The organism is Nostoc sp., assembly GCF_041747015.1.
GTDB lineage: Bacteria > Cyanobacteriota > Cyanobacteriia > Cyanobacteriales > Nostocaceae > Nostoc.
In genome coordinates this window covers 1-17,390 of record NZ_JBGTFY010000305.1, presented here as the reverse complement: position 1 = coordinate 17,390, position 17,390 = coordinate 1, and the positions used below count along the sequence as shown (strand labels likewise).

Sequence of the window (17,390 nt, the reverse complement as noted above, 5' to 3'; positions counted from 1 at the left end):
AGCTGAGAACATCGGAAGCTGGGTGCGGTGAAAGTCGCACGCCCAGATTTAACTGAGAGGTGCGGGGAATAATATCCCCCATCGACTCAACCAACCTAATCCAAGATAAAATCAGGAGCGGGAAAAATGAAATTGATGATGGGGTGAAATGAGCCAGGGGTAAGGTATGGAAGTCAAAAGCGAAGTGACAATAAAATTTAGTGGCGAACTACCAACAGCTACACCTCTTGAGAATAAGAAAGTTGCAATCGAGTTCACTGACCAGAACGGTATAGTCTTTACCGCTCAAGTTAATGCCAAAAGTTGGCGGAAGGCTGAAACTAGCGCCTCGGAATTTGCAGACTGGGCTGGGGCTGTTTCGGGCAAGCTTGGTGTGCGAACAGAAAACGGTTTTGAGATCATTGACGCGGGAATTCAAATTTTCGAGAAAAAAGCAAAGGAAGTCAAACCAGATGTGGGGGTTGCTGTATCTGAAGCTGGCGTTTCTTCATGACCACATACAACAAAACCCTACTTCCTTCGCTGGGATTGTGTTTGGTGTGGGGCTGTTGGGGGCTGAACAGGCTTAGTTTGAGGTATGAAGTTGACCGCTTCTACAAAAGTGCGATTCATGAATTCTCTGTAAAGAACATGAATTTTTTTCGGAACTTGCTACCATGTAAGCTGTATATCCCTACATACCGAACCACCTATACAGTAACCGGGGCATTGAATCTATGAAGCCCCATGTAAATTTATCGCGCTTTGCTGCTACTGCTCTCTTGTAAAAACTTGAGAGCAGTTTTGCATTCTCAATCAGTATATCTACAATAAGTTTTACGTTTGCTGTCCTTACTTGGATTGAAGGACGAAATCGTTATTTCGCTAAATCGCTAATTCTTGCTTAAACGAAATATCTCTGTACGATTAAGCGAAAACACGATATAACTAATTCGCTATAGGGCGAAAGGACGAAATTTGATGACCGTATTGGTGGGTGTCATTTCTCAACAAGGGGGGGTGGGTAAAAGCACTCTTGCTCGGCTTATTGCCCGTGAATATGCTGCTGCTGGCTGGGATGTAAAAATAGCTGACCTGGATATTTCTCAAGGTACGAGTACGGATTGGAAACAACGCCGCTCAGTCAATGGTATCCAGCCGGAGATTGCTGTTGAACCATTCCGCACTGTTGCTCAAGCACTTAAACACGCCTCGGTTTATGACCTCATGGTTATGGATGGGCCACCACATTCTATGCAAGGCACTTTAGAAATTGCCCGTGCAAGTGATTTACTTGTCTTACCCACAGGCTTGTCACTAGATGACCTCAAACCGTCTGTACTGTTGGCGCATGAATTGGTAAACGCCAAAATCTCTACGGATAAAATTATTTTTGTTTTATGTCGAGTCGGCGATCGGGAGAATGAAATTGAGGAGGGCAGATCATATATTCATAAAGCTGGATATTTCACAGTGGCTGGCTCAATTCCAGAAAAGACTGCTTATCGTCAGGCAAGTGATAACGGTCGTGCTGTTTCTGAGGTCACGTTTCCTACCTTGAAGCAACGAGCCGAACAAGTAGCACAAGGAATTATTGATCTGTTGAGTAAGCAAGAATCCTAATTATGTCAACTAAACCACCTCCACCACCTCGCAAACCAAGCAAAGGTGAACCCCCTAGCATTAAGGAAACAAAAGATAACTTGGAGAAGCCCGATCCAGGTGAAATTTCTAATCTAAATTTTAAAGTGCCTGCCGAGTTTAAAAAGGATTTTAAGATTGTGGCTGCTACCTACGGTTGTACCCAAGTCGAGCTATTGCAACGGATTTTTAAATACTGGACAGATAATCACGGTTAATATTGCTTTCGTTCTTTCGCTAAATAACGAAAAGACGATTTCTTGCTTTCTTCTTTTAGCGATTTCTGATTTCATAGTTTTCAACACAAGATATACTGACAAAGCATTAGTGTCAGAAACTCGGCTGAATCGGTTTCACAGGGCAATGGAGGTTTAGCATAACTTTCTGCACCACTGCTCATTTCACGCCGTAGGTGCAAGATATGAGCCAAGCCAGTAATATTAAAAATCTCACAGCAAAGCTAAATGTTCGAGCAAACCTTTAAAAATATTGATGACGTTCTCTGGAAAGAGGCGGGTTGTACTACAGAGTTAGATTACACGGAGCAAACTTCCTGGCTGCTGTTTCTCAAATATCTGGACGATCTGGAGCAAGAACGCGCACTGGAAGCGGAGTTAGTGGGCAAGTCCTATGAATTTATCATTGATGAAGCGCATCGCTGGTCGGCTTGGGCGGCTCCCAAGAAGGCGGATGGCACGGTGGATCACGATCATGCGCTGATTGGGGATGATTTGATTGATTACGTGAACCGCCAGCTATTCCCCTATCTCCAGGGATTTAAGCTACGGGCTACCAGCCCAGATACCATCGAGTACAAAATTGGTGAGATTTTTAGCGAAATCAAGAATAGATTTCAAAGTGGCTATAGTCTGCGAGATGCGCTGGAATATATTGATGAGCTAAGGTTTCGATCGCAGCAGGAGAAACATGAGCTATCCCATCTCTATGAAGCCAAAATCAAAAATATGGGCAATGCGGGGCGCAATGGGGGGGAGTATTACACGCCGCGTCCGTTGATTCGAGCGATGATTCAGGTGGTGAAACCGCAGATTGGCGATCGCATTTATGATGGGGCTTGTGGATCTGCGGGGTTCTTGTGTGAGAGTTATGACTATTTGCGTCAGGGTAATCTCACCACGAAACAGCTTGAGCAACTTCAGACAGCTACTTTTACAGGCAAGGAGAAGAAGAGTTTAGCTTATGTGATTGCGATCATGAATATGATTTTGCACGGCATCGATGCGCCGAACATTATCCACACCAATACGCTGACGGAAAATATCAGCGATATTCAAGACAAGAATCGCTTTGATGTGATTTTAGCTAATCCGCCGTTTGGGGGCAAGGAACGTAAGGAAGTACAGCAGAATTTCCCGATTAAGACTGGGGAAACGGCGTTTCTGTTTTTGCAGCATTTCATCAAAATCCTGAAGATGGGCGGTAGGGCTGCGGTGGTAATCAAAAATACTTTTCTGTCAAATTCGGATAATGCTTCACGGGCATTGCGGCAGGAGCTTTTGAATAGTTGCAATCTGCACACGATTTTGGATTGTCCCAGTGGGACTTTTATCGGGGCGGGGGTGAAAACGGTGGTGCTGTTTTTTGAGAAAGGAAAGCCCTTTGACTCCGTTCAGGGAACGCCTTTGTTTTCTCAGGGAAAACCTTTAAATCAGGGGATGGCTACTCAGAAAATTTGGTATTACCAACTCGATCCAGGGCGGAATATGGGTAAAACCAATTCCCTGAATGATGAGGACTTGCGCGAGTTTGTGGAGTTACAGGATAGGTTAGCGGAAACAGAAAAGTCTTGGCTGGTGGATATTGCTGATTTGGATCGGGTGACGTTCGATTTGTCGGTGAAGAATCCAAATAAGGCTGAGGACTCGACGTTACGGGAACCAGAGGAAATTTTGGATGAAATTGCTGCTTTGGATGCGGAGAGTGCAGAAATCTTGGCTGGGATTGGGGGGATGTTATGAAAAAAAAATGGAACATGGTTTCGCTAGAACAACTAGGGAAAATCACTTCTAGTAAGCGTATATTTAAAAGTGAATATGTTGATGCAGGAATTCCGTTCTATAGAACTAAAGAAATTAAAGAATTAGCAAATGGACGAAAAATATCGACAGAACTATATATATCGAAAGATAGATTTAATGAAATAAATAGAAAGTTTGGCGCTCCTGCAATAGGTGATTTACTAATTACTGCTATCGGCACAATAGGCGAAATATATGTAGTAGACAATACTAACTTTTACTTTAAGGATGGAAATGTATTATGGCTAAGAGATTTCAGAGATATAGATCCTTATTTCCTTAAATATTCATTAATGGCTTTTGTTGATGAATTAAATGGTATTTCTCATGGTTCAGCTTATCAAGCTCTTCCAATAGAAAAACTCAATAAACATAAAATACCGAAACCATCACTTCCAGAACAAAAGCGGATTGTGGCGATTTTGGATGAGGCATTTGAGGGGATTGATCGAGCGATCGCAAACACCGAAAAGAACCTCGCCAACTCCCGCGAACTATTTGAAAGCTATCTAAACGCCATATTCACCCAGAAAGGCTACGGGTGGCTAGAGAAGAAGTTAGAGAATATTTGCTCTATAAAACATGGATTTGCTTTTAAGGGTGAGTTTTTTACTGCTGAGAAATCTGACTATATATTGTTAACACCAGGTTCTTTTTATGAGAGTGGTGGCTACCGTGACCAAGGCGACAAGACCAAATACTATATTGGAGAAATTCCAGATGGATTTATTCTGAAAAAGGGCGACTTTCTTTTTGCAATGACAGAACAAGCAGTTGGACTTCTTGGTAGTTCTCTAATAGTTCCAGAGTCAGATAAATTTTTACATAATCAACGTCTTGGTCTTGTGCAAGTTACCGATGGTTTTGAATGGCACAATGATTTTTTCTTCCATCAGTTCAACACCCAAAAATTTAGATCGGCGGTTCAAAGCAGTGCATCAGGCGTAAAAGTCCGACATACTTCTCCTAAAAAATTAGGTGCGATATCAGTTTACTTCCCACCAAATATCGCTGAACAAAAAGTTTGTGCAGATACTCTAAACGAACTATACGCCGAAACCCAACGCCTCGAAACCATCTTCCGCCAAAAAATCGCCGCCCTCAACGAACTAAAACAATCCATCCTACAAAAAGCCTTTACTGGCGAACTCACCGCAGACACCGCTAACCAAGTGACGAAAGCCGCTAAAGAGGGAATTGCCGCATGAGCAATGACCTGCCTCAACCGAGAGATCGCCTGTTTCAAGAAATCAGACAGTTTATTGATGCCGCTAAACAACGCGCCGCCGTTGCCATCAATGCAGAAATTACCCTGCTTTATTGGCAAGTCGGCAAACGCATCCAAACCGAAATCCTGCAAGGTCAACGCGCCGAATATGGCAAACAAATTATCGTTTCTTTATCCCAGCAGCTAACCCAAACTTATGGTAAAGGCTGGAGCGAAAAACAACTACGGCATTGTCTACATTTTGCGGGAACCTTTGCTGATGAGCAGATTGTCTCCACACTGCGGAGAGAATTGAGTTGGACGCATATCAAAACTCTAATGTATATTGATGAACCCCTAAAACGCGACTTCTACATCGAAATTTGCTCTTTAGAGGGTTGGTCATCCCGTCAACTGCAAGAACGCATCAACTCCATGCTATTCGAGCGCACTGCCCTATCCCGCAAACCCGAAGAAACCATTCGCCACGATCTAGAGCAACTGCGCCAAGATCAACAAGTATCACCTGATCTGTTGCTAAAAGACCCCTATATTTTAGATTTTCTGGATTTAAGCGATCGCTATCTCGAAAAAGACCTCGAAGATGCCATCCTGCGGGAAATCGAAAAATTCTTACTAGAACTTGGTGCCGGCTTTACTTTTGTCGCTCGTCAAAAACGCCTACAAATCGACAACGACGACTTTTATATTGACCTGCTATTTTATAACCGCAAACTCAAACGCCTCGTCGCCATCGACCTCAAACTCGGTAACTTCCGTCCCGAATACAAAGGCCAAATGGAACTTTACCTGCGCTGGCTGGCCAAATACGAGCAAGAGCCTGATGAACAGCCACCTCTAGGAATTATCTTATGTGCAGGTAAAAAGCAAGAGCAAATCGAATTGCTAGAACTAGATAAAAGCGGCATCCATGTCGCCGAATACCTCACCGTATTACCACCTAAAGAGGTGTTACAGGCTAAACTGCAAGAAGCGATCGCCACTGCCCGTCGGAGAATAGTGGACAGTTAATAATGGACAGTGGACAATTGACAAGAAGGCAATCTGAGTAACTCTCAACTGCCCACTGTCCACTATAAAAATGAACGAAGCCGAAACCCGCGCTGAACTAATCGACCCCGCACTCAAAGCCGCAGGCTGGGGTATCACCGAAGGCAGTCGCATCCGCCGCGAAGTTATCGCCCCTGGTCGCTTGGTTGGCAATGGTAAACGTGCCCAATCAGACATCGCCGATTATGTTCTCGTCTATCGCGGTGAAAAACTTGCAGTCATCGAAGCCAAAAAACGCGGATTGCCCGATACCGAAGGCTTAGGACAAGCCAAAAAATACGCCGAAAAATTGCAGACGCGGTTCGCCTACTCCACAAATGGCATCGGACTTTATCAAGTAGATATGCACACAGGTGCAGAAGGCTACGTCAACCAATATCCTACCCCCGACGAACTGTGGGATGTTACCTTTAGCGAAGCCAACGAATGGCGAGATCGCTTTGCTGCCATACCCTTTGAAGATAAAAGCGGCACATGGGAAGCCCGTTATTATCAACATAATGCCATTAAGCACGTCCTAGAAGCAATCTGCCAAGGAAAAGACCGGATTCTGTTAACAATGGCAACTGGCACAGGTAAAACCTTCATCGCCTTCCAACTCGCCTGGAAACTCTTTCTATTCCAGGCTATGAAAATCGACCGTCACGATCAAGCTAAAATTTTATCATCAAGCGAGATCGTTCAGTTATTTACCGAAGGTTTTAAAACCGAACGCGATCGCGCTTTATTCGGACTCTGCCTTTACTGCGGATTGCGAATCTCCGAAGCCTGTACCATGCACACCAGAGGCGCTTACCGCATTTCTGGAGGTGTGCGCGGACGCATAACCGTGCGTAAAGAAAATACTAAAGGTAAAACTGACACGCGCTCTATCCCTGTCTGTGATGAACTTCGGGAAATATTAGAGGCTTATTCATCTCCCAAAGAGTTCTTGTTTCCTGGGCGCTGGGGGCGGGGACACATTCATCCAGACTCTGCCGATAAGATTTTACGGGCTGCGTTTGATGAACTTGATATTGAAGGGGCAAGCACCCATAGTTTTAGGCGAACTTGCTTGACTAAAATGCACTTGTCCCACGTTCCGACTAAGGTTATTAAGAAGATATCTGGTCACAAAACTTTGGCAGCATTGGACAGGTATCTTGAAGTCACGGACGAGGATTTGCAGGATGGTGTTAATACATTAAAGTTTCATTGAAATAGAAAACCATCCCAGGACAGTTGGTAAATTATTTTTGGAGTTCGCTACACCTAACAATAAATTCTCATGCCCCGTCAACCTCGCCAAATTAAAGCGGATTATTGCTATCACATTACTACCCGTTGTTGTGCTGTGGATGGTTTAGTAATTTCTCTGATTGTCCGATACCTGGAAAGTAGACGACCCCTATTTATCAATTCACTATTTTGTTATTCTGTCAATGCGTAAGTCCTAACCTTTTGTTTTACTGCCACTTTATTTTTGTTCATCTTGCCTTTCAGTAGTAAGCCGACTCCCACAGCACCTACAGCTAGTAAACCTAAGCCAGAGTCAGGCTCAGGAACAACTTGGCGGTTAGAGACAACTTGAAGATTCGTAATAGGATCTTCGTTAACCAAGCCGCTTGCCAAATCAGCAACGCGCAAAACAATATTTCTAGAGTAGGAAAGTGGGTCGTCGGACAGTACGGGAAGTTCTGAAATATTACCTGAGTACCCAAGATCAACATCAATTGAACAGAAAAATCCAGTTGTTGTTAAACAGCCGGGAGGATACTCAACAGAACTCAAAATCCCTGTGCTAGGGGGATCTAAAGGTATACCTGGAAAAACACCAAAATCAGAGGTGATGCCACGCAAATTTATATTTGTTGCTGAAACCGAGAAGTTAGAAACAGCGTTTGGGTATGAGAAGCCTATTTCAGTCACGGTTCCGTCATCGTTACGACCTATGGCTGGGAATGGGTTAGGAGTTATATCCGTATTTAAGGTAAAGGAACCAGTTGAGCCTCTTTCGGTAGTGAAATTAAAATCTAGTAGGGCTGCAATAGCTGGAGATGTACCGAAAGTTCCGAGAGCTATAAACGCGGCTCCTATAGCAGCCGTTAATGACTTTTGCATACTTGTTTATCTCCAAAAGATAGACTTATACGTGACAATACTCAATGACATCATATCTGATGATACGATTGTTGTTGCAAAAAGATATGTCACCTTAACTAGAGAGGCGAGTATGGCAAGATTATTAGGTGGGAATGTACCAAGCCCAGAAAATTCCTCCATAAGCAGGTTAGCTTATGCAGATGTAGTACTCGACTACTTTGATAGTGGTGCAGGTCCGCTTCCAGGTCCGTATGGTATCGATGCTTTGGGTAATAATTCTGTCCCAGTTACACCAAGTATTATTTTAGGCAGTAATACAAGTGGGGCCCTCTCTTTACCCACAGGCTCCTTTGTTACAGTCGGTTTCACAGATGCACTTATCCTCGATCAACCAGGAAATGATATTTTCGTACTAGAAAGGGATTTTGTAACTGAGCAAGCAGAAGTTTATGTCAGTTCTGATTATAATCCTGCTTTTCCTTTAATTAACCTTGATCCTTTTAACGGTGCAAATCTTGTTCTCCTTGGTACTGCAAATGCAGGAACTACGTCATCCTTTGATTTAGCTTCGATTGGATTTACAAGTCCAGTTGAAGCAGTCAGAATTGTTGGACTTGATACTGGAGGAGCTTCTCCTGGTTTTGATGTTGTTAATGTGCAAGCTTTACAAGCATTACCCGATCAAGCAAACTTTATAGCACTTGAGCCTCAATGGAATAGTGAAAATGGTTCATTGAGATATGGATTTCAAGTAGAGGATGCTGATGTTTCCTTCGGAGAGGATGTTGAAGTTGGACTTTATTTTGCGCGTGATAGAGGTATTTTTTTAAGTGATGAGAGAATAAGCGAAATATTTGTTAATCAAACAAATCCTGAAATTATAGGAAACCAGATTTGGTATAGTTTACCAATTGAAGATATACCTTTAGAACTATCAAATGAAGAGCTTAATGCTGATAGAATCCTTACTATTGTTGATCCGGACAATCTCATCCCAGAGATCAATGAAAACGATAATGGACTAGGAATTGACTATTTCTTCGTGAGGAAAATTCCTCAAATCATGCGTAACATAGGTGAGGAATGGGAAGTAGCGGCGAGCTTTCAAGAGCGATGGTTAAATGGTGAAGAAAAGGTATTGCCATCAGGAGTGAACAATGAACTTTTTGAAGCTGAACCTACTGTTGCACTAATTAGCTTAGACTGGATTCTTCAACCCTCCGTTGATACAGATGGTCGCGCACAGGGAGCTTTCAATCAGCTAACAGATGTAAACTATCTTTTTAGTGAAAATGCTAGAGACGAACTGGCAGAAAGATTAAATGGAAGGCTAGAAGATGAGCCAATTGGAACGGTCATCAATTTTGGAGTCGAACAAGAAGGCGTGGATGCTCTCAGAAGTCAGCAGACTCAATTTAGTCCTGTTATCACAAAACCAGATTCACCTTTTGATTTCCTTGATTTAGTATCAGCACCTACAAACTTTGAACTTACACCTCTAGATCCGCTCTTAGGAGCATTAGGGGATTTCAGTTTCTACGCTATTCCTATAGGAGAAGCAGAAAAAGTATCGAACGATGCAATTAGAGTAACTGCTACAGGTGTTGGCATCTACGCTCTTGATATCTTTGAATTTAACGGATTTCAATACCTTGGAACTTGGGACGAACCTAACCAAGCCTCAATATTTCCTGAAAATGATAATTTGGTATATAACAGTACATACAGGGGATATCGAGATCAGACTGGATTGGGTCAAGACTTTGTTGTAATATCTACCGTGGAGGAGAGAGGATTAATAAGTGGAGGAATACCGCTCTTATCTTCCTCTTTTACAGTATCTATTTAGATTTGTTAAAGAGCAGACAGGCATCACCATGCCAAACCGGGGAAATTGTACGCGAAGGCTGAAACTAAGATGGGGTAAGCCTTTCAATAAGTGCTTTTTGGTGAAAGAACTATGGTTATGCTGCTAGTTTTGATCAAGTTGGAACGAAAAATCGTCGTTTCAGGCACTTGAAATTTTCTTAGAGTACAAAAAACCTTTTTTGGCACGGTGATGCCTTTTACCACATTTTTATTCTTTTTCGGAGATGTCTATTAAAGCATTCGTTTGATGCCGATTAAGTTTGGATTCTTTATTAAAGACACTCCATGCTAAGAGTGCGGGTGATGCTGGGAAAGGCTTTCAGCTATTGAATTCCTAGTTCATTTGTTCGCGTTGAAAGGGCTGGACTTTGTGAACATACTAATTCCCGCAACACCAGACGCACCTACATCAAGACATTGCCTATAATTATTTTCGTTGATTCCTCCGAGGGCAAAAACCTTGATTTGCGTTGATTCACAAGCCTTCCGAAGCATACTTAGACCAATTCCTTTTGCTTCTGGATGAGTTTGTGTCTCAAAAATCGGTGAAAAAAATACATAGTCTATTCCGCACTGTTCCGCTTCTTTTATAGATTTCAACGAGTGGCATGACTTGCCAAACAGCACATTACGGTTTTTCGTTTGATGAGTTTTAATTTTGTCATTCTCTCTAAAATGAAAAGCACTAACCAAAGAAGATTCATGATTAAGAGAAAATGGTAGTATGATTGGTAATTCTTTATAAGGCAAATTCTCCAAAATTATATCTATAGTTTCTTTGTTCGCATCATATAAACGCACATAGCAAGAATCTGCACCATTATTGGTAGCTATTTTTCCCCATTCTATAACTTTTTTAGCAAGCTTTGACAAGTCATGAGAAAGTAGCTCTTCGGCAACTACTGATGTGGTATCAAATATTGCGATCTTTTGGAAATGTTTTACTTTTAGTGTCATGAGCTTACCCTTTAATGACCAAGCCACGGCATGAGTTACGCAAACAATTACAGACTGCTTAATTGGTAAGTCTTTCCGCTTTTCTTAGTGCCATTCGGTGCTGTGTCATTGCTTGCAGAATAAAAACAGTCAAGTTGTATGAGAGGATATGATTTTAGACTACTTTTTACATAAAATTACATTTTAGTAACAAAAGAATAATGCTTGAGATTAAGGATTCTGTCGGTTTAACCTCCCGTATTATGGCGGCAGTGCGGGCTATAGAAACACAAAGACCAGATAGGTTATTTTCAGACCCGTTGGCGGCTTTATTAGCTGGGGATGAAATGATTGCAGAAGTTATACCAAAAGCCAAAGAATACGAAAATAGAGGCACACCCTTTGTTGCTACACGAACACGATTTTTTGATGATTTTTTAATGTCTGTTGCCCATCAAAGAAGTCAAGTTGTCATTTTAGGAGCCGGGATGGACACTAGGGCTTTCCGACTTAGTTGGCATCCTGACACTCATTTATACGAAGTAGACCAACCTGAAGTCTTGCAACTTAAAGAATCTCTTTTAGAAAATTCTCAAGCTTTATGCCATCGACACTCGCTGTCAATTGACCTTAAAGAAGCTTGGTCTGATCTGCTCATTGCTCAAGGATATCAAATTGATATCCCTTCCATTTGGTTAGTGGAGGGAGTATTCTACTACTTGAGTGAGAATGAGGTACATGATTTACTCAAGACAATTACTAACTTAAGTGCGCCCACCAGTTGCTTAGGGGCTGATTTAATAAATACAAAATTGATATTACAGAGCGACGACGGATTATCTAAATATTGGCGTTATGGATGCGAGGAGCCAGAAACCTTATTCGCTACTTATGGATGGAAGGCATCAGTTGTTCACCCAGGAGACGAACAAGCCCATTTTGGTCGTTATACTTATAAATCTCCACCCCGAGATGTTCCAGATGTTGCTCGCGTCTTTTTTGTCACAGCATTGAAAGAATAGCTCCAATTCTTCTCTAAAGCTGGGGTTTTTTGTACAAACCCTCGAAAAGGGGGAATAGGGAAATTAGTGAGACGGGGCTTGGGTTAGCTGCTGAACAATATGATCCAAATTGATCGGGTTAGAAAATTTCCTAAACTCATAACGACCATATAAATTTATGTGCTGCCAAGCGACAGGAGAAATCTGTTTCAACTCCTCAATCCCTCGAACATCATTAATGTTCTCTCGATGGGCAAGAACATTAGACAAGATACTGGCATTGTAATAAAGAATGCAGTTAGCAATCAACCGCCCACATTCGCCCCAAAGTTGTTGCTCAAGTTCAGACTTGAAGCGTAATTTACCAAAATTAGCATGGGAGATAGCTCGACGTAATTGATGATAACTTTCACCCCGATTCAATGCCCGTTGAACATTTTGACGTAAAGGCAAAGAGTCAACATAATCCAGTAAATATAAACTTTTAAGAATATTGTCATATTCCCACAAAGCACGTCTAGTCTTATTCTTACGAACATAAGCACTGAGTTTACTAACAATAATGCTTTGCGTAGTCTCCTTAACTGCTAGTGAAACCATTATCCGTTGAATATTCTCCCATTCTTCTACAATTAAGTCAGTATTAATTTTACGAATAGGCTTAATTATACCATCATAATTGCTGGGATGCTTAAATCCATACAGAGCCTTAGCAACCTTTTCATGTATATCTCTATAACGTGGAGCAAATTGATAACCAAACGAATGTAAAATGGCAAAGTTAATCTCATTTGTACCGTGTGTATCAGTTGAATGTATCTCAGGCTGAATGTCAGTCGTATTATTAAATAAAATGTCAAAAACAAAGTGGCTTTCATGCTCATTAGCCCCGATGATTCTAGCATTAACTGGAATATGATTAGCAACCAATGTATATGATACAACACCCTTCTTCAGCCCAAAATATTTAGGAGAGTGGCGTGAATTAATTGTATTAATCCGAGCTTCAAACTTCTGTCCATCACTACTAGAATGAAGCATATTATCAATATCATAATGATGGAAGATTGACAGTTGAGAAATAGCATTACTAATCAGGTCATTTGCTTCTTTGAGTGTTTCTAGACGAATAAAATTGTCGGAAGTGCTAGCAAGAAGTTGATAGTTAATATCAGAGATTTGTCCCATCCTTCCCATTCCCATATTATTACCCCAAGCAATTAAGCAGGCAATAATGACACGCTCATCCACAGGGTGTTTTTGGTAACGACCTAACACATGGTCAAAAGCTTTAATAAAATTGCAATGGCGATCTACAAAATGTAATAATTCCCCAATATTAACTTGTTTTAAATCATCAAAAAAGGGAGAGTTTATGAGGTCAATACCTTGAGGATATAAGAGATTCCAATGGACTTTATTTCCACGCTTTTTAATCTGAAAATGCTCATTCTCTCCAGCAGAAATGCGGCGATTAACTTCTACAATACGTTCTTCGAGTGTTTGTTCGAGTAAGATTAAATGTTCTTCAATCGGGCAAGTTAAAATAGTTAAATTATTATCAACCATTAACTTTTGTTTTTCTTGCCATCGCAAATCATCAATTAAGTCATCTTCAAGACTACGAAAATGAATACTATCTCGGCAAGAAATATCACCCGATTCTAATCCATTTCGGAGCAGCCGATAGATTAAGAACTCATACCGATCTGGAATTAACTGCTTTTGTTGTTCGCTATCATATGCGTAGAGATAACTCGTAACGGAAGCTGGAATACACTCAACCGGAAATAATTCAGATTTAAACTCTTTGAGTGGCTTACCCCTATTAAATGCTGCTTTCAAGAAATCGACCGCTTCAATCAATGTATCCTGAGACAATGTGGTCGTAAATTCAACTCTCATTATTACTTGTCGCAAATGCAATTTGAATTGACGAGACAGTTTATCAATATATTCCCATTGAAAGGTAGTTTCATCAAAACTTACAGTCTTAGCCATCTGGTCTGCCACAGCCATCAACTTTTGACGGGGTAAAATGCCAAAAACATTTGACTGAATAGCCTGAAAAGGTGTATCTGGTGCAATACTTTCATCTGTCAAAAGTTTGAGAACTTGGCCAGCTTTTTGCAAGTTTTCGTTGATTTCAACGAAACACTCATATAAACGTTCTTTGGCAACACTTTTAGCTTCATCACTGTAATGTCTCACCCTGGATATTAAACAGTTAATTAGATTATCTGAACGTTGTTGATATCGATAATAGGCAAAGCAGATAATGTAAATATACGCTGTCCACTCATTCAGTCTTTTTAATCTAGCAACAGAGTAATAACCTACTAAAGAAGCATAATATTTAATATTTTCATTGGATATACCCATTTCTGGTAATAACTTGCGGGCTATTTGATAAAATGAGAATAGTTGTTCACCCCGATGAATCTCCTGCTTGATTTCTTTGAGACTAAAATCTCTCGGCTCGTGTTTGAGTTGTGTGATTTCATATAAACCTGTTGAATCTGACAATAGTTTTTTTAAAGCTTCTGTTTCCGAGGTTTTCAACCCATTATATATAATGTTTATCAGTCTGTTTTGTTCCGAAGTTAGGGCAAGACATAGTAAGTCTTGCATCAAGCTATAACCTGGTATAACAATTTTATGTTTGGTGAGATAATTGATGATTTCACGGAAGACATAGATAGGTTTGCTATAAACCATTGCCGATTGCTGTGCTTTTTGCTCAAGTTCTTGACGTTCTTTTTTGGCACAGCTACGATAACCATAAAGTTCAAGTATAAACCGTTGCTGTTTTAGCCGAGTCTGCTTGTCAATTACTTTAACTTCTCCAATTTGTCGGGAATTAAAGTGTTTCTCTATAATATATTCAAAGTCGGATTCAACTTCGTCAAGTGTGAATATAAAGAATAGATGTTTTGCCCGGAAATATCCTAATTGGAGAATAAAATATACTTGAGATTTAATCGTTCTAAATCCTTCAAGTAACTCTAGCTCTGACTGTGATAAAGCGAAGTATTCAGTTTGCTCTTCATCCGTAAAACAAGGTCTACCATAAATACTCTCTATTTCATCAGCAGCCAGAATTTTTAGACGCTTTTCTTTTCGGCTAGTTTTGAAACTCTCATCTTCCATTTTTGATTGTTTATGTTTGAGATAATATGTCTCAAAAACTATACTTTTTGAGACATACCAAAATCATGTCTCTTTTTATGTCTCAAAATGCAACTCTCTCAAAGTCTAAAGAATAATGAGACGTATGAGCATAACTTGGAGTTTGTCATTATGGCTCTTGTTGGATATGCACGGGTTAGTTCTGTAGGGCAAAGTCTTGATATCCAATTGGATAAGCTCCAACATTGTGATAAAATTTACCAAGAAAAAAAAAGTAGCACAATCCAACAGTGTTCTAGATTAGATGCTTGCTTGGAATATGTCCGAGAGGGTGATACTTTGGTCGTGTCCCGTTTGGATCGTTTGGCTCGCTCTACTCTTCATCTTTGCCAGATTGCCGACTTACTCAATCGTAAACAGGTCGCTTTGCACGTCCTCGACCAGAATCTTGATACTTCAAATTCAACTGGACGACTTCTGTTCAATATGCTTGGTGCTATTGCTGAGTTTGAAACAGAAATTCGCTCTGAGCGACAACTTGATGGGATTCATAAGGCGAAGGAATTGGGTGTTCGCTTCGGGCGAAAACAGATATTGTCCGCTCCGCAGATTAACGAACTTCATCTGAGACGGACACAAGGTACTCTTATCAAAATTCTTATGAAAGACTTTGCTCTTTCTAAGGCGAGTGTCTATCGTTACCTCAAAAAATCCGCTGCCTCTTAGGAATGAGGATTAAATAAGATCCATAATTACTATATCTGCGGTACGGCTGTATAATTCCATTGCGGCAAATAATCGTCAAATACAATCTCCATCATCTGCTTAAACTCCTCTGTAACTTTGCGACCGGTCTTGTATATGCCATCTAAAATCGTTGTAAACACCTGAAGCCCTGTCTTGGTCTTAGTTTTTGCGATTAACTCCTCGACTATCTCAACACTCTCAAAAATGACTCCCTGACAAGCACGAGTCACATGAGGAAACAAACGATGTTCAATGGGGTTGTATTTTGAGGTATATGGGGGATAGTGGGCAATGCGAATTTCAATTCCCAACTCATTCACCAAAGCTTGTAAATCTTGCTTAAAAAGATAATGGCGAGAATTGTTACTGCCACCCCCATCGCACAGCAACAGGATGGAATTAGCAGTCTGATAGCGCTTTGAGCCATAGTGCTTCCACCAATAGCGCAGTGAATCACAGGCAAACTCACCCGTGTCATGACTGGTTCCAATCTGGATGTAGCCCTCATTGAGGGACAGGTCATACAACCCATGAGGAATCACTACGCCCTGAGCTAAGGTAGGCCAATCATGGTCAAACACTTCAATCTCGTCTTGGGTATACAACTTCCCTGCTCGATATAACCCCCCAATCAGTTCTTTTTTTTTGTATCCATGCTGATCACAGGATTCCCTGCGGCTTGATAGGTTTCAATCAACTCTTCAATATTTTCAAACTGTTCATTGCGCTGGGGATGCGCTCCAGTGCTTAAACGCTTTTGAGCTTTGCGTCTGCGGTAGTGATGGCGTTCTAGCAGTTGATCCACAACCGTTACACTCACCTCTATCCCTTGCTCGTGTAACAACTCGGCAATTTCAATGCGCGTCAGGTTAGTCCATTTTAGCGTTTCATCCATCGGTGAACCTGCTGTATGCTGCGCCAACACTTGTAAAAATACTGTTTCTAAACCTTCGATGCTCGATAGTGCTGATTTGCGTCCGCCGCCCTGACGGCGAATTCCACTCATACTCATAGCCGCTTTATCGTCTAACTCCTCCATTCCCAGCCGAAGTGTATAATAATCACAACCAAACAGGTTACTGATATAACTTATTCCTCCCCATCCCAGTTTGATGGATTCTATCGCGGCATAGCGACGACGATCCTTTTCGCTTAAGGACGAATATAGTCGTTGCATTTGCTGCTCAATCTTGGATGAATACGGAGTCATAGAATCGAAGAATTCAGTGGATAGATTCAGCCTATTATTGCATGACCGATTTTTGGATCTTATTTAATCCTCATTCCCAAGGGTTCTAAAATCCCGTATTCTCGTACCGACTGCACAAGCTGTGACATTTTTTCGGGGTCAAACCAACGGCGTGGTTGTTTTTTGGCAACTCGAATTTTGTGGATGGAAACAGTAGTAGCAGCAGATGCCAAAACATCCATAGTTAATAAATCTTCAACGCCGCGCATCTTTGGGACTTCTAGGCGTTTTTTTGACATTACAGCTTCTCCATGCCTTGGGCAATCTTCTTTAAAACTGTAACTGCTGGATGTTTTGGGGCATAAACTGCTAGAGGTTGACGACTCATTGCTGCATCAGCAAATGCAGTGGCGCGAGGAATCGCGGGATATACCTTAGCTAAGGAAGATAACTGTTGTTCTACAGCTTCCAGGATTACTTTATCTTGATTGGCGTTGCTG

The 17,390-nt window shown here is 41.3% G+C and carries 15 protein-coding genes and 2 pseudogenes; 11 read left to right on the top strand and 6 right to left on the bottom strand.

What is annotated here, in order from left to right:
- The first annotated feature begins 166 nt into the window (after positions 1 to 166).
- The 8 genes and pseudogenes from ACEW80_RS24430 to ACEW80_RS24395 all read left to right on the top strand — a co-directional run bounded on the left by ACEW80_RS24430 (position 167) and on the right by ACEW80_RS24395 (position 7,135).
- A complete protein-coding gene (locus tag ACEW80_RS24430) occupies positions 167 to 493 on the top strand; it encodes a hypothetical protein (protein WP_373529074.1) in 327 nt (108 codons plus the stop codon).
- 467 nt (positions 494 to 960) lie between these two features.
- Positions 961 to 1,602 (top strand): ParA family protein, encoded by a 642-nt coding sequence (locus tag ACEW80_RS24425; protein WP_373529073.1) that lies wholly within the window; start codon positions 961 to 963, stop codon positions 1,600 to 1,602.
- Between the two features lie 2 nt (positions 1,603 to 1,604).
- The gene (locus ACEW80_RS24420) at positions 1,605 to 1,838 is read left to right on the top strand and encodes a hypothetical protein (protein WP_373529072.1); all 234 of its coding nucleotides are present in this window, start codon (positions 1,605 to 1,607) and stop codon (positions 1,836 to 1,838) included.
- Positions 1,839 to 2,084: 246 nt separating this feature from the next.
- Positions 2,085 to 3,599: an N-6 DNA methylase gene (locus ACEW80_RS24415; RefSeq protein ID WP_373529071.1), complete on the top strand. Its 1,515-nt coding sequence runs from the start codon at positions 2,085 to 2,087 to the stop codon at positions 3,597 to 3,599.
- Positions 3,596 to 4,867, top strand: a complete 1,272-nt coding sequence (locus ACEW80_RS24410; RefSeq protein ID WP_373529070.1) for a restriction endonuclease subunit S — start codon at positions 3,596 to 3,598, stop codon at positions 4,865 to 4,867. Before ACEW80_RS24415 ends, ACEW80_RS24410 begins: the two co-directional genes overlap by 4 nt.
- Positions 4,864 to 5,898 carry a YhcG family protein gene (locus ACEW80_RS24405; RefSeq protein ID WP_373529069.1) on the top strand — a complete coding sequence of 345 codons (1,035 nt, stop codon included), beginning with the start codon at positions 4,864 to 4,866 and terminating at the stop codon, positions 5,896 to 5,898. Before ACEW80_RS24410 ends, ACEW80_RS24405 begins: the two co-directional genes overlap by 4 nt.
- 70 nt (positions 5,899 to 5,968) lie before the next feature.
- A pseudogene (locus ACEW80_RS24400) lies at positions 5,969 to 6,553 on the top strand (DEAD/DEAH box helicase family protein); the annotation flags it as partial.
- A 12-nt stretch (positions 6,554 to 6,565) separates the two neighbouring features.
- On the top strand, positions 6,566 to 7,135 hold the full coding sequence (locus ACEW80_RS24395) for a tyrosine-type recombinase/integrase (protein WP_373529075.1): 570 nt from the start codon (positions 6,566 to 6,568) through the stop codon (positions 7,133 to 7,135).
- A 212-nt stretch (positions 7,136 to 7,347) separates the two neighbouring features.
- Here the strand turns inward: ACEW80_RS24395 and ACEW80_RS24390 are convergent, their stop codons facing one another.
- Positions 7,348 to 8,037: a hypothetical protein gene (locus ACEW80_RS24390; RefSeq protein WP_373529068.1), complete on the bottom strand. Its 690-nt coding sequence runs from the start codon at positions 8,035 to 8,037 to the stop codon at positions 7,348 to 7,350.
- Positions 8,038 to 8,068: 31 nt separating this feature from the next.
- Between ACEW80_RS24390 and ACEW80_RS24385 the strand changes: the two genes are divergently transcribed.
- Positions 8,069 to 9,868 (top strand): DUF6402 family protein, encoded by a 1,800-nt coding sequence (locus ACEW80_RS24385; protein WP_373529067.1) that lies wholly within the window; start codon positions 8,069 to 8,071, stop codon positions 9,866 to 9,868.
- Positions 9,869 to 10,227: 359 nt separating this feature from the next.
- On the opposite strand, the gene ACEW80_RS24380 is transcribed toward ACEW80_RS24385, so the two are convergent.
- Positions 10,228 to 10,872: a thiamine phosphate synthase gene (locus ACEW80_RS24380; RefSeq protein WP_373529066.1), complete on the bottom strand. Its 645-nt coding sequence runs from the start codon at positions 10,870 to 10,872 to the stop codon at positions 10,228 to 10,230.
- A gap of 173 nt (positions 10,873 to 11,045) precedes the next feature.
- Between ACEW80_RS24380 and ACEW80_RS24375 the strand changes: the two genes are divergently transcribed.
- Positions 11,046 to 11,846, top strand: coding sequence for an SAM-dependent methyltransferase (locus ACEW80_RS24375; protein WP_373529065.1), 801 nt, complete (start codon positions 11,046 to 11,048; stop codon positions 11,844 to 11,846).
- A 63-nt stretch (positions 11,847 to 11,909) separates the two neighbouring features.
- Here ACEW80_RS24375 and ACEW80_RS24370 read toward each other — a convergent pair whose 3' ends face one another.
- Entirely contained in the window at positions 11,910 to 14,975 is a 3,066-nt protein-coding gene (locus ACEW80_RS24370) for a Tn3 family transposase (protein WP_373529064.1), read from the bottom strand.
- A gap of 150 nt (positions 14,976 to 15,125) precedes the next feature.
- Between ACEW80_RS24370 and ACEW80_RS24365 the strand changes: the two genes are divergently transcribed.
- The gene (locus tag ACEW80_RS24365; protein WP_373529063.1) at positions 15,126 to 15,680 is read left to right on the top strand and encodes a recombinase family protein; all 555 of its coding nucleotides are present in this window, start codon (positions 15,126 to 15,128) and stop codon (positions 15,678 to 15,680) included.
- 29 nt (positions 15,681 to 15,709) lie between these two features.
- Here the strand turns inward: ACEW80_RS24365 and ACEW80_RS24360 are convergent.
- The 3 genes and pseudogenes from ACEW80_RS24360 to ACEW80_RS24350 form a co-directional block, all read right to left on the bottom strand.
- Positions 15,710 to 16,596 (bottom strand): annotated as a pseudogene (locus ACEW80_RS24360) (ISAzo13 family transposase).
- 374 nt (positions 16,597 to 16,970) lie between these two features.
- Positions 16,971 to 17,189 (bottom strand): hypothetical protein, encoded by a 219-nt coding sequence (locus tag ACEW80_RS24355; RefSeq protein ID WP_373529062.1) that lies wholly within the window; start codon positions 17,187 to 17,189, stop codon positions 16,971 to 16,973.
- Positions 17,189 to 17,390 (bottom strand): ParA family protein (locus ACEW80_RS24350; RefSeq protein ID WP_373529061.1); only part of this gene is annotated, 202 nt, incomplete at its 5' end. The genes ACEW80_RS24350 and ACEW80_RS24355, both read right to left, overlap by 1 nt.

Excerpts from the sequence above, each read along its gene's own strand:
- ACEW80_RS24430 (WP_373529074.1), top strand. The coding sequence starts at position 167 with ATGGAAGTCAAAAGCGAAGTGACAATAAAATTTAGTGGCGAACTACCA.
- ACEW80_RS24425 (WP_373529073.1), top strand. The coding sequence starts at position 961 with ATGACCGTATTGGTGGGTGTCATTTCTCAACAAGGGGGGGTGGGTAAA.
- ACEW80_RS24420 (WP_373529072.1), top strand. The coding sequence starts at position 1,605 with ATGTCAACTAAACCACCTCCACCACCTCGCAAACCAAGCAAAGGTGAA.
- ACEW80_RS24415 (WP_373529071.1), top strand. The coding sequence starts at position 2,085 with ATGTTCGAGCAAACCTTTAAAAATATTGATGACGTTCTCTGGAAAGAG.
- ACEW80_RS24410 (WP_373529070.1), top strand. The coding sequence starts at position 3,596 with ATGAAAAAAAAATGGAACATGGTTTCGCTAGAACAACTAGGGAAAATC.
- ACEW80_RS24405 (WP_373529069.1), top strand. The coding sequence starts at position 4,864 with ATGAGCAATGACCTGCCTCAACCGAGAGATCGCCTGTTTCAAGAAATC.
- ACEW80_RS24395 (WP_373529075.1), top strand. The coding sequence starts at position 6,566 with ATGAAAATCGACCGTCACGATCAAGCTAAAATTTTATCATCAAGCGAG.
- ACEW80_RS24390 (WP_373529068.1), bottom strand. The coding sequence starts at position 8,037 with ATGCAAAAGTCATTAACGGCTGCTATAGGAGCCGCGTTTATAGCTCTC.
- ACEW80_RS24375 (WP_373529065.1), top strand. The coding sequence starts at position 11,046 with ATGCTTGAGATTAAGGATTCTGTCGGTTTAACCTCCCGTATTATGGCG.
- ACEW80_RS24370 (WP_373529064.1), bottom strand. The coding sequence starts at position 14,975 with ATGGAAGATGAGAGTTTCAAAACTAGCCGAAAAGAAAAGCGTCTAAAA.
- ACEW80_RS24365 (WP_373529063.1), top strand. The coding sequence starts at position 15,126 with ATGGCTCTTGTTGGATATGCACGGGTTAGTTCTGTAGGGCAAAGTCTT.
- ACEW80_RS24355 (WP_373529062.1), bottom strand. The coding sequence starts at position 17,189 with ATGTCAAAAAAACGCCTAGAAGTCCCAAAGATGCGCGGCGTTGAAGAT.